9 protein-coding genes are annotated in these 11,954 nt (G+C 65.2%); 4 read left to right on the top strand and 5 right to left on the bottom strand.

All coding sequences use genetic code 11. From position 1 onward, the window contains the following. The 3 genes from BSIN_RS23755 to BSIN_RS23745 form a co-directional block, all read right to left on the bottom strand. Positions 1 to 327: MgtC/SapB family protein (locus BSIN_RS23755; protein ID WP_143757542.1), on the bottom strand; the 327-nt coding region annotated here is incomplete at its 3' end. Positions 328 to 634: 307 nt separating this feature from the next. Then, a complete protein-coding gene (locus tag BSIN_RS23750) occupies positions 635 to 1,804 on the bottom strand; it encodes a metallophosphoesterase (RefSeq protein WP_069235748.1) in 1,170 nt (389 codons plus the stop codon). A 67-nt stretch (positions 1,805 to 1,871) separates the two neighbouring features. Beyond that, positions 1,872 to 2,459 (bottom strand): malonic semialdehyde reductase, encoded by a 588-nt coding sequence (locus BSIN_RS23745; RefSeq protein ID WP_089342238.1) that lies wholly within the window; start codon positions 2,457 to 2,459, stop codon positions 1,872 to 1,874. 158 nt (positions 2,460 to 2,617) lie between these two features. On the opposite strand from BSIN_RS23745, the gene BSIN_RS23740 reads away from it, so the two are divergent. Further along, entirely contained in the window at positions 2,618 to 3,235 is a 618-nt protein-coding gene (locus BSIN_RS23740) for an alpha-ketoglutarate-dependent dioxygenase AlkB family protein (protein ID WP_089342237.1), read from the top strand. A gap of 1,090 nt (positions 3,236 to 4,325) precedes the next feature. Next, positions 4,326 to 6,764, top strand: coding sequence for a YadA-like family protein (locus BSIN_RS23730; protein WP_089342236.1), 2,439 nt, complete (start codon positions 4,326 to 4,328; stop codon positions 6,762 to 6,764). A gap of 342 nt (positions 6,765 to 7,106) precedes the next feature. Here BSIN_RS23730 and BSIN_RS23725 read toward each other — a convergent pair whose 3' ends face one another. After that, positions 7,107 to 7,541: a universal stress protein gene (locus BSIN_RS23725; RefSeq protein ID WP_089342235.1), complete on the bottom strand. Its 435-nt coding sequence runs from the start codon at positions 7,539 to 7,541 to the stop codon at positions 7,107 to 7,109. 560 nt (positions 7,542 to 8,101) lie between these two features. Next, positions 8,102 to 9,241, bottom strand: coding sequence for a DUF6670 family protein (locus tag BSIN_RS23720; RefSeq protein WP_143757540.1), 1,140 nt, complete (start codon positions 9,239 to 9,241; stop codon positions 8,102 to 8,104). 378 nt (positions 9,242 to 9,619) lie between these two features. Here BSIN_RS23720 and BSIN_RS23715 point away from each other — a divergent pair, with 378 nt between their 5' ends. Further along, entirely contained in the window at positions 9,620 to 11,092 is a 1,473-nt protein-coding gene (locus tag BSIN_RS23715) for an amidase (RefSeq protein WP_089342233.1), read from the top strand. 101 nt (positions 11,093 to 11,193) lie between these two features. After that, positions 11,194 to 11,907, top strand: coding sequence for a hypothetical protein (locus BSIN_RS23710; protein WP_089342232.1), 714 nt, complete (start codon positions 11,194 to 11,196; stop codon positions 11,905 to 11,907). Positions 11,908 to 11,954: the final 47 nt, after the last annotated feature.

Below are 11,954 nucleotides of genomic sequence, written 5' to 3'. Positions count from 1 at the left end.
ATAGTGGCCCGCGCCCGACAGCACGCCGACCGCGGCCGAGCACCAGAGCGTGGCCGCGGTGTTGATGCCTTGGATCGAGCCCTTGTCGCGCATGATGACGCCGCCGCCGAGAAAGCCGACGCCGGATACGACATACGCGGCGATTTGCGTGACGCCTGCAATGCCGTTGCCCGTGAGCACGCCGAGCGTGACGAACAGGCATGCGCCGCTGGCGACGAGCGTGATCGTCCGCAGCCCGGCCGTGCGCTGGCGTATCTGCCGTTCGAGGCCGATCGCGACGCCGCATGCGAAGGCGGTGAAAAGACGAAGTGCGAATTCGAGAGTCATTGGTGTTCTGCCATGCTGAATGCGCCGCGCGCGATGCGTGCGGGCAGCCCTCGCGGGGTCGCGCGTATCGCGGACGCCGCACGCGACTTTAGCGTGCGAACGAGTGCGGTTGTGTGAAACGGAGATCGCCCGCGTTCCGTTGAACGCGAGCGGCGGCAGACCAATGCGGCGGACTGGGCGTTCAGGCGAAACGGCGTGCGGACTTTCTTCTTATGCTGCTACTGTCCACGACGGTTCCTGACAAAAATGGATGGCCGGGATTCTAGGGGGGACTCGTCGTGTGCGTCAACCCGAGCGACGCGGTGATCTAACCTGCTTCCGCCTCAGGACGCACGAGACGCACACGTGTGATTTCCGACGGTGCGCCGAACCGCTTGGGCGGCCCCCAGTATCCGGTGCCCCGGCTCGTATAAACCCACAAGCCGTTCAGGCGCGCGAGCCCGGCGGTAAACGGCTGCTGCAGTCTGACGAACAGATTCCACGGGAAAAACTGGCCGCCGTGCGTGTGGCCGGATAATTGCAGGGTGAAGCCCGCGTCGGCAGCCGCACTTGCGCTGCGTGGCTGGTGCGCGAGCAGCACGCGGATTCGCACGTCGACCGGGGCGCCCGCAAGCGCCGCATCCGGATCGCTGCGATGCGCGGGGTCGAAGTGGCCTGCCGAGTAGTCGGTGACGCCCGCGATCACGAGCTGGCCTTCGCCGTGCTCCAGCGTGCGATGCTCGTTGAGCAGTACGTTCAGGCCGAGCCGGCGGAACTCGGCGATCCATTCGTCGGCGCCCGAGTAGTACTCGTGGTTGCCCGTCACGACGTAGGCGCCGTGACGTGCGCGCAGCTCGCCGAGCGGCGCGGCATGGCCGGCGAGCTGCGCGAGCGGGCCGTCGACGATGTCGCCCGTCACCGCGACGAGGTCGGGCTCGAGCCGGTTGACCGCGCTGACGATCGCCTCGACATAGCCGCGCTTGATCGTCGGGCCGACGTGAATGTCGCTGATCTGGACGATCGTGAAGCCGTCGAGGGCGGCGGGCAGATCGCCGATCGGCACGTCGACGTCGACGACGCGCGCGCGGCGCCGCGCATTGAAGAAGCCGACGATGCTGACCGCGAGCGCGGCAAGCGGCACGCCGACGGCCGTCAGCGTGCGCCAGTGCGCGAGCGACACCGTGCGGGGCGCGAGTGCGTCGATGCTCAGCAACGACGCGAGCAGCACGTCGCGCGCGAGCGTCAGCACGAACAGCGACGAGAAAAAGCCCATCGCGATCAATCCGACCCATGCGACGCGATCGCCGAGCGGCTGGCGCTCGAAGACGCGCGACAGCATGCCGAGCGGAATCAGCACACACGATGCGACGAGCCATGACGCGCCTGCATAGCGTGCGACGGGTGAATCGAGGTCGGGCAGGAGCCGCAGGCCGACGTAGACGTGCAGCAGCACGCCGATGGCAATGAAGCGCAGCAGAAACGAGGAGAAGCGTCGCATGGGCGAGGGGGAGAAAGGCGGAGAAGGTGGGTGGCGCGCGCCACCCGCCACCCGCGATGGCGTCACGTTATGCGATGCGCGCGATTTCGTCGAACGACAGGCGCGGATTGCGTGGGAACAGCCCGGCGGGGTCACCGTAGCCGAGATTGATCAGAAAGTTCGACTTGATCGACGTGCCCGCGAAAAACGCGGTGTCGACAGCGGACTGATCGAAGCCGGACATCGGGCCTGCATCGAGGCCGAGCGCGCGCGCTGCGACGATCAGGTACGCGCCTTGCAGCGATGCGTTGCGAAATGCGGTGGCTTCGATCAGCGCGTTGTTGCCGGCGAACCAGCTGCGCGCGTCGACTTGCGGAAAGAGTTTCGGCAACTGATCGTGGAACGCGAGATCCATGCCGACGATCACCGTGACGGGCGCGCTCATCGTCTTCGCGACATTGCCTTCGGATAGCGCGGGCTTGAGCTTGGCCTTCGCCTGCGGCGATTTGACGAACACGAAGCGCGCCGGGCTCGCGTTTGCCGACGTCGGCCCGAGCTTGGCGAGATCGATCAGTTCGTGGAGCAGTGCGTCGTCCACGGGCTTGTCGAGCCAGGCGTTGTGCGTGCGCGCGGTGCGAAAGATCAGGTCGAGAGCGGAATCGGGGAGTCGTGCCATGATGAACGTCCAAGTGAGCGTGCGAACGGCGGAGCGTGGACGAGTGCGTCGGCGTCGCGTTCGCGCGGCTAGAATTTCGGTGAAACGGCGGCGCGCCTGATGGAGCGAAGCGAACGCCATGCCGCGATGATAGCCGGATGCGGAGATTTTGACCGACGATGCTCGATTTGTTCGACGATTTGCCCCAACCCGATGTCGACTGGTATCCGGACTGGCTCGCGCCGGCCGAGGCCGGGCAGCTGCGTGCGCGCATCGTCGACGAGGTTGCGTGGCGGCAAGACGTGATGCGCACTCCGCGCGGCCCGTTGCCGCTGCCGCGGCTGACGGCGTGGCAGGCGGAGCCGGACGCGGTGTACGTGTATTCGGGCATCCGCAACGTGCCGGCACCGTGGACGCCTGCCGTGTTCGAACTCAAGCGCCGGGTCGAGGCGGCGTGCCGCGCGCGATTCAACAGCGTGCTGCTGAATCGCTATCGCAACGGTTTCGACAGCATGGGCTGGCACGCCGATGATGAGCCCGAACTCGGCCCGCAGCCGGTGATCGCTTCCGTGAGCTTGGGCGCCGCACGCGTGTTCGATTTGCGGCACAACAGCACTGGCGCGGCGCACGCGTATCGGCTGACCGACGGCAGCCTGCTGGTGATGCGCGGCCGCACGCAGCAGGAGTGGCGGCATCGGGTGCCCAAGGCGCCGGCGGTGCTGGGCGAGCGGATTAATCTGACGTTTCGCTGGGTAACGGCGCGGCCCGAGGTGGTGCGCTCGCGTGCGCGCGGCTGATGCGGGCGGCTTGATCGGAGGGCGTGACGCGCCGGGCTCGCGTCGCCGAGCGGCAGTGGCTGCCGGCGCGCGGCGTCGAAACCGCATGGCCATCGCGTTGTGATTCGATTTCTTTCCGCCTACTGCCGCCGGGCTCGCTCTTCTCGCCGCTTGCCGTCGACGGCGTGGCCCGCAAGCCGGTAATCGCCGGGTCGTTTGTCGTGCGTGCAAGCGGGGCATCACGCGGCGTGCGTCTATGTCGTCGCGGCATTTTGCTCGCTCGCGCTTGGCCTGATGGCGTCGGATTTCATCGGCTCATCCGTTTCCCATCCGCGCACTATCCGGCCAGCATTCGCGCAGCCGGCTGCGTGTGGCTGACGATTGCGCCATTCGTCGCACCCATCATGATGTCGCGTGCGATCGGAGCCCCGCGCTTTACCCGCCTTTACCGGGCGTGCGATCGCGCCGTCCGCTAATGGGCTGATACTGCATTTCGTCGGCTTCAAAACGAAAGAAAAGGCCGATGCTCGAAAAACCGCAGACATGACGCGCCCGCCGCTCTTAAGCGGATATTGAAATCGCAGACCCACTGCCCGGGATTTTTCCGGGCAGTTTGTTTTTGTGCGTTGGCAAAAAAACACAGTGAACGAAGGCGTGGCGCGAGTGATCGGATAAGCGCCGCTTTTAACTGCGCCCGGAATTATCTGATTTTTTCTTTTTTGAAAAGACAAATTTTGTTTTGAAAAGATGCCGAGTGTTCGGTGGCTTACCGTTCAATGTAAAAAATAACTGCGCAATTATTAAATGACCCGCTATTTCAAGTTTTTTGAAAGTATGTTCGCTGGTCTACTCTGGTTTTCTAGCTGTTATTCGCAATGTTGGTTAGGTCACTCTTTTAAAGTGTTTGAAAGATCAAAGGGTAGAAAGTACTTAATATCCGTGGCTGCGAGGAGTGACCAGGGTTTGCGGGCAGTAGATCGAAAATCGCTAAATGATTTGACATTCTCGATGCACCGCAGGTTTCCGTTTCCGGCAACTGTCCGGTAATCGTTTTTATCGGATATTCACCCTGATAACGCCCCGCGCGAATCCGATTAATAGGGGATATTGCGTGAACAAAATCTACAACGTTGTCTGGAATAAGGCGCGAGGCCAATTGGTTGCGGTTTCTGAAATCTCGGGATCGAAGGGATCGACGGGAACGGTTGCATCGGCGGATCGGGTCATGGCTCGTGCTGAAGGCGAAGCGGCGGTTTCCCGCCAAACGCGTTTTTCATGGGTGAAGCTGAGCTTGATGTCGCTGTCGGTTTTCGCGGCGACCGGCTGGATTGCGACCGACGCCGTCGCACAGGTCAGCTATGCGGCAGGTTATAACGCGTCCGCCGGCCCCGGTGCGAATACCGGGTACGCGCCCGGCTCGCCGTGGGTGCTCAACAATCCGGCTTTCAGCGCAGGCTCGCTGCTGTACGGCACGGCCGTCGGCAATTACGCGAATGCGAACGGCGAAGGCGGCTCGGCTTACGGTGATCACGCGAGCGCGATCGGCCGCCTCAGCTCGGCGTTTGGCGCGTATGCCAGCGCGAGCGGCGACGGCGCGACCGCGATGGGCACCAGCGCGATCGCCGACATGCCGTATAGCGTCGCGATCGGTCTGAATGCGCAAGCGCTGCGCGACACCGGCGCGGCGGCCGGCGTTCAAGACAGCGGCGGCGTGGCGATCGGTTGGAGCGCGAAGGCGCAAGGCGATAGCAGCGATCCGCTGCACGTCTCGTCGCCCACTGCGGTCGGCACGAACGCCGCGGCGACGGCGAGCGGCACGGTGGCCCTCGGCGAAGGCGCGCAGTCGTCCTCTTATTATTCGAATGCGCTTGGCGCTTATTCGACCGCCGGCGGCCCGGGTGCCGTCGCGGTAGGCGGCGGCGCGCAAGCGACGGCGCAGGGCGCGGTGGCGATCGGCGGCGCAACGAGCGTCAACAATGCGTCGGCGCTGTCCGGCTTTGCGAGCGCCACTGGCGTCAACGCGGTGGCGATCGGCTCGGGCTCGCAAGCAAGCGGTAGCCAGGCGATCGGCATCGGCACGGGCAACGTCGTATCGGGTGCCAATTCCGGCGCGTTCGGCAACGGCAACACGATCCAATCGAGCAATGCGTTCGTGCTCGGCAACAACGTGACGATCGGCTCGGGCCTCGACGGCTCCGTTGCCATCGGCAACGGTTCGTCGGTTGCGGCGGCCAACCCCACCAGCAGCGCGACGATCACGACCGCGTCGGGCGGACAGATTACGCTGTCCGGCTTTGCCGGCGCGAATCCGACCAGCGTCGTCAGCGTTGGCGCCCAGGGGGCGGAGCGTCAGATCACGAACGTCGCGGCGGGCCGCATCTCGCCGACGTCGACGGATGCCGTCAACGGCAGCCAGTTGTATGCGGTGGCGAGCGCGGTGGATAGCGCTGTCAACGGCGGCGGGATCAAATATTTCCACGCGAACTCGACCCGCACCGATTCGTCGGCGGCTGGCACCGATAGCGTCGCGGTGGGACCGGCGGCGACTGCCTACGGCGACGAGTCGATCGCGCAGGGCTTGAACGCGGTGGCCGGCGTGAGCGGCAACACGGCGGTCAAGGGTGACGTTGCGCTCGGCAGCGGTGCGCAGGCAACGGGCGGACAATCGCTCGCGCTGGGTGCGAATGCATCGGTGGCGACGGCGGGCGGCGTGGCGCTTGGCGCCGGGTCGGTCGCGAACCGCGCGGCCGGCACCTATACCGACCCGATCTCGGGCAGCAGCTTCACGACGACGATGGGCGCGGTGTCCGTCGGCCTCGAAGGCTCGCTGCGTCAGATCACCAACGTTGCGGCGGGCACGCAGGCGACGGATGCCGTGAACCTCGGCCAGCTTCAATCGGCCGTCTCGCAGCTGAATCAGTCGATCGCCAACATTTCGAACGGCGGCACGAACGGCGGCAAGCCGGCGCAGCAATGGGCGACGGGTAATCCGTCGAACTACACGGCGCCGGTGGCGAGCGGCGCGGGGGCGACGGCGGTCGGCAGCGGTAGCGTGGCGTCCGGCTCGAACAGCGTCGCGATCGGCGACGGCGCGTCGGCATCCGGCAACAACTCGGTCGCGCTGGGTGCGCATTCGGTTGCGAGCGCATCGAACACGGTGTCGGTCGGCTCGGTCGGCAACGAGCGCACGATCTCCAATGTTGCGCCGGGCGTCAACGGCACGGATGCGGTGAACGTCAACCAGTTGAACGCGAGCGTCGGCGGTGCGGTGAACCAGGCCAATCAGTACACCAACCAGCAGATCGACAGCGCGCGCCGCGACATGTACAGCGGCGTGGCTGCTGCGATGGCGGTGGCCGGATTGCCGCAGGCGACCGGCGCGGGCAAGAGCATGGTGGCGGTCGCGGGTTCGACGTGGCATGGCCAGCAGGGCTTCGCGCTGGGTGTGTCGACCGTGACGGACAACGGCAAGTGGGTGTTCAAGGGCTCGGTCACCACCAGCACGCGCGGCGGCGCCGGTGCGACGTTGGGCGCGGGATATCAGTGGTAAGCGAGTGGGAAGCCTGAAGTAGCGGTTTCACGGCGCCGGCCTCGCTCGCTGTTTCGCGAGGCGGCGCTGGCATAGGCGGATCGATGCGCCTATGCCGGCCGGTGTGATCAGCAAGCCGATATTTCAGTCTGTTTTTCTCGACCGCCTGCCGGCTTATGCCGGCAGGCGGTCGTGTCGTATTGGCGCACATGTTTCGAGCAGGTGCGGCGCCGCTCGCCGCTCGCCGCTCACCGCTCACCGCTCACCGCTCACCGCCGCGCGGCTTCGCATGGCGCACGGCTCGCGCGCGGGCGCGATGGCCCGGTTCGGCCGCGAGCGGATTTGCGCGAACGGGCTCGAGCGTCAGCGCACGGCGGTGACGGGAACGGTCGTCACGCGCACCAGGCGATCGAGGATGCTGCGGCGAAAGAAATGGGTGAGGGTGTGAAACGGGTCGCGGCGGGGCGCGGCGACGACGATTTCGTCGCAGCCGTTTTCAGCCGCGCAGGCTGCGATCGTATCGGCGATCGGCCCGATCTTCATCGTCACTGAGTATTTGACGTGTGCATCGTTGAGGATGCGAATGGCTTGGGAGAGATCGCTTGTCGAAAACTCATGCTCGATCCGGCGGAGTTTCGCGAGCGAATGGAAGGCTTCGAGACGGGTGGATTCGAGAGGAGGCTGGACGTTGACCAGGACGACTTCCGATGCGCATCGCTCGCGGTACAGAAACACGGCGTGCCGCACGGCCTGCAGCGAGCGCGGCGAGTGGCCGATGGGGACCAGCAGCTTGAGCATGACCAAACCTGTTGCGTAACGAGATGCTCGTAGGCTAGTGCGGTTGCTGTCGATATGGGCTAAAGAAAATCGAGGGACGCATAAAAATGTCGTAAACGGCGCCCCGCTCGTTTTAGAGTTATTGAAATTATAAAAAATATAAGTTTATGCGCATAAATAATCGGCGCCGATCCAACAGCGCATGATTTGCGCGAAATTGGCTCGTGGCGCGTCGTCGAACGAGGGGGCTGCCTTTGAGCTTTCGGGCTTTAGGTGTCCGGGCAGGGACATGTGCGAGGGCGGCGGCTATGCGCCCGCCAGGCGAAGCGGCGTATCGGTTGAGCCGGTCGAGCCGGCGACGAAACCCGTTATGCCGGAACGAGCCGAATGCGAATCGCGTGGCGCTTGCGCGTTGTCGCATCGGCATCAGCGCAGCCGGCGGAGAACTGGCAAGCGGCCTCGCTTTGAGGCATCGACTGTCAAAGAGCCCGCCGATTCATGTCCGGCGTGCGCAAGCCGATGATCGGCGAACCGTCGGAAACTGTTTTAACGCGGCCCGGATTCTGCCGTGCAAACGGAATTCATCCCCGCTGGTCGATGTACTCGATATAACCGCGCCCGCTCTCGGGCTTGCCGTTATAGGAGCCTTCCCAGCGATAGCCCCCGACATAGCCGGCGGCAAGGCCATAAAGCATCTCCGTATCCACCGTCGCATTGATTTCGAATAGCTGTTTGCCGTTGCGATCGGTAATCGTCCAGCGAAACGTGCGCGGCAGGAACATCACGCTTGCATCAGGCGCAACGGCCGGGGTGTCCTGCACGGTGAGCACCGTGAAGCTGATTTTTCCGTCGATCTGAGTGGCGCCGCGTCCCGCGCGCCGCAGGTGGGCAAGGCGAGCGGCCGGCCGGCCCATGAAGGTCACATATGCGAGCAGAAGCTGGGTGTCGCTGTCGAGATTGATGATCTGGTAAGTGAAAAAGTCGAGCGGAATCCTGAAGCGGGGCGGCAGCGGGGCGTTGCGCAGCAAATACGGCGAAATCGTCCGGTAGTACTCCCACGAGGCGAGCCCGGAGACGGGCATCGAATTGCCTTGCCATGAAACGACGCCTTCGTAGCGTGCCAGCAGCGCGATGTGCTGATACAGGCGGCTATGGACAAACCACGTCCATTCGCCCGTTGCCGATAGGTTCAAATCGACGTCGAAGCCCGGACGCGACGTTTTCAGCCTGAACCGCGGATAGCGGCCGGACAGTTCGGCGTCTTCGCCGAAGCGGACCAGGCTGCCGTCCGGCGCGAAGGTCATATCGCGCTTCATCGAGTACGCGGTAAGCGCGCGGTTCGTCGCCGCCGCGGTGCCATGCACCAGCACCGCGGTATGCCGCGGGCCGTCCATGCTGACGATGTTGGCCGCATCCGTGATTTTCATGCCCGTCATGCCAAGCAACGATGCGAATGCCATAAACGAGTGCGGCGCCGGAAGGTCGGGAATCATCACGCCGAAATGGGTTGCGCCATAACGGCGCGAGTTCTCGTGCGGCGCAAAGACGAGCGGCGACGGCATCCCGAAATGCTGATGCGGCTGCACGGTTCCAAGCAGGCGGCTGGCGAACGTCGCGCCAAAGCTGGCCAGCCGGCCTTTGATATCTGCGGCGGGACGCTCGCTATCGACGGTTGGGCAGGGAATTCGCGCGGGTTTGCTACTTTCTGGGTTTGTCGACATGGGTATCCCAATCGATCGTGCGATGTGAGGGCAATAACGGCGGCGCGCAGCATGTCGCGCTACCGGCAATATCATTACATTGATCAATGTAATGATATTGCCGGGGCATGAAAGTTGGGAGAAACCCGTGCAGACAACGCTTGGCCCAAGCGGCCGGCGACGATGTGCGTGCAGTATCGTTAGCGCAAAATCGCGACTGGCGGCAGCGTGAACCGTTCAGCGACGGGAGCGCCGATCACGCGCGCTCTGCCCGGGCAGATGCCCGCGCCGCCGCGTGCGGCGGCGGGAGACGTCGAGCAGAGCGTGGCTGCTGTCCGGCAGAGCGACGGCCCGACAGACTCTCCCATCCACCGCTCATTACATCAACAGGAGGGCTGCATGTCCGAGCCGAATGCACCGCATGGCGCCCAGCTCGATCCGATCGTCGAGATGCCCGCACACCGGCTTGCCGATGCGATCCGGCGCAGGGAGGTTTCGTGCGTCGAGACGATGCGCGCGTATCTCGATCACATCGAGCGCGTCAATGGCGAGATCAACGCGATCGTCGCGTTGCGCGAGCGCGGCGCGCTGCTTGACGAGGCCGCGCACAAGGACGCCGCGCTCGCGCGCGGCGAGTATGCAGGCTGGTTGCATGGAATGCCGCAGGCGCCGAAGGATCTATCGATGACCAAGGGGATCGTGACGACGCTCGGCTCGCCGATCTTCCGCACGATGACGCCGTCGGCCGATGCGCTGGTGGTGGCGCGCATGCGCGCGGCGGGCGCGGTATTCATCGGCAAGACCAACACGCCGGAGTTCGGGCTCGGTTCGCATACGTTCAACGAAGTCTACGGCGCGACGCGCAACCCCTACGACCGGACGAAGAGCGCGGGCGGCAGCAGCGGCGGCGCGGCGGCCGCGCTTGCCGCGCGGATGCTGCCCGTCGCCGACGGCAGCGATTTCGGCGGATCGCTGCGCAATCCGGCCGCGTTCTGCAACGTGTACGGCATGCGGCCTTCGCAGGGGCGTGTGCCGCACTGGCCGGCGCTCGACGTGTTCGTCCAGCAACTCGGCACCGAAGGGCCGATGGGGCGCACGGTCGCCGACGTCGCGCAATTGCTCGCGATCCAGGCCGGCTATGACCGGCGCGATCCGCTGTCGCTCGCCGACGATCCGCGCCGCTTCGCGCAATCGCTCGATGCCGATCTGCGCGGCACACGCATCGCGTGGGTCGGCGACTGGAATGGTTATCTCGCCACCGAGCCGGGCGTGCTCGAGCTGTGCGAAGCGAGCTTTGGCGCGCTGCGTGCGATCGGCTGCGAGATCGACGCTGCGCTACCGCCGTTTTCGCCCGAGCGGCTGTGGCGAACCTGGCTCGCGCACCGGCATTGGCTGGCCGGCGGCAGCCTGCTGATGCATTACCGCGAGCCGGCGCGGCGCGCGCTGCTCAAGCCGGAGGCGATCTATGAAGTCGAGGGATTGCTGACGCTGGGGGCGGCGGACATCCTCGAGGCGAGCGCCGCGCGCAGTGCGTGGCATCAGACGCTCGCGACATTTTTCGACCGCTACGACTATGTTGTCGCGCCGGCCGCGCAGGTTTTCCCGTTCGACGTCGACATGCGTTGGCCGGCGACGATCGCAGGGCGCGAGATGGACACCTATCACCGCTGGATGGAAACCGTCGTGCCGTGGACGCTGGCCGGCTGCCCGGTCGTCAGCGTGCCGGTGGGCTTCAATGCGGCGGGCCTGCCGATGGGGATGCAACTGATCGGCCGGCCGCGCGACGACTTCGCGGTGCTTCAGCTCGCGCATGCATACGAAAGCGAATGCGACTGGGTGAGCGCGCGCCGCCCCCCGTTGCCGGGCGCGTGAGCCGGCCGGCGATTCGTTTCGATATGTATCCGTGATTGCATTGGCCGCAATCCCGCCCCGACAATTCGACTCGGCACGATTTGATTCATAGGGAGATTCGCATGAAGACGATTCACCGTTTGGCAAAGCGCGCAGCGCTTGCCGGTTGCGCGGGCGCCATGCTGCTGGCGGGCAACGGTGCGTTCGCGCAACTCGATTTGCAGAATCTCGGCTCGTCGCTGTTGGGCGGCGCAGGCGCGTCGCAACAGCAGGCGGGCTCGATGGGCGTTTCGCAATTGCTGCAATCGTATGTCGGCGCGAACCAGCAGGTGCTTGCCGGGCAAGCGAGCCTTGCGTCGGCGATGGGGCTCAGCGGTGCGGCCGGACAGGCGCAGCAGGCGGCAGGTTTGTTGACCCAGCGCGGCGCGTCTGCATTGACGCCAAGCGCGCTGTCGCAGGTAGGCGGCGCGCAGCAATCGGTCGGACAGGCGCTGACGCAGGCGTTCGCGTCGCGCGGCGCAAGCGGCGGGGCGGCGGCGGGGGCCGGTGTCGACAAAGCTGCGTTCACGCATGGACTCACGTCGCTTGGCGAAGGCCTCACGCAGTATTCGCACCTGCAATCGGGGCTCGGCGGGCTGAGCGCAGAGAATCCCGCTTCGTTGTTGCAGGCGGGGCTCGATCCGAACAATCTGAAGGCCGCGTCGTACATCGCTCAGAGCGCGCCGGGCCAGCTTCAGTCGATCGGCAGTACGCTCGGCGCCGCCGTGCGGTATGCGACGAGCCACGGCATTGCGGTGCCGGACGTCGCGTCGTCGGCGCTCAAGCTGCTGCCGTAATGCCGCCTCGGTCGCACTCGTAAGCGCGCCGAGCCTTTTGCGGCGGG

This window comes from Burkholderia singularis, from assembly GCF_900176645.1.
Lineage (GTDB): Bacteria > Pseudomonadota > Gammaproteobacteria > Burkholderiales > Burkholderiaceae > Burkholderia > Burkholderia singularis.
This window is presented reverse-complemented; position numbering and strand designations above follow the sequence as displayed.

What these genes read in the sequence shown, in the direction of transcription:
- BSIN_RS23750 (WP_069235748.1), bottom strand. Translation starts at nt 1,804, where the DNA reads ATGCGACGCTTCTCCTCGTTTCTGCTGCGCTTCATTGCCATCGGCGTG.
- BSIN_RS23745 (WP_089342238.1), bottom strand. Translation starts at nt 2,459, where the DNA reads ATGGCACGACTCCCCGATTCCGCTCTCGACCTGATCTTTCGCACCGCG.
- BSIN_RS23740 (WP_089342237.1), top strand. Translation starts at nt 2,618, where the DNA reads ATGCTCGATTTGTTCGACGATTTGCCCCAACCCGATGTCGACTGGTAT.
- BSIN_RS23725 (WP_089342235.1), bottom strand. Translation starts at nt 7,541, where the DNA reads ATGCTCAAGCTGCTGGTCCCCATCGGCCACTCGCCGCGCTCGCTGCAG.
- BSIN_RS23720 (WP_143757540.1), bottom strand. Translation starts at nt 9,241, where the DNA reads ATGTCGACAAACCCAGAAAGTAGCAAACCCGCGCGAATTCCCTGCCCA.
- BSIN_RS23715 (WP_089342233.1), top strand. Translation starts at nt 9,620, where the DNA reads ATGTCCGAGCCGAATGCACCGCATGGCGCCCAGCTCGATCCGATCGTC.
- BSIN_RS23710 (WP_089342232.1), top strand. Translation starts at nt 11,194, where the DNA reads ATGAAGACGATTCACCGTTTGGCAAAGCGCGCAGCGCTTGCCGGTTGC.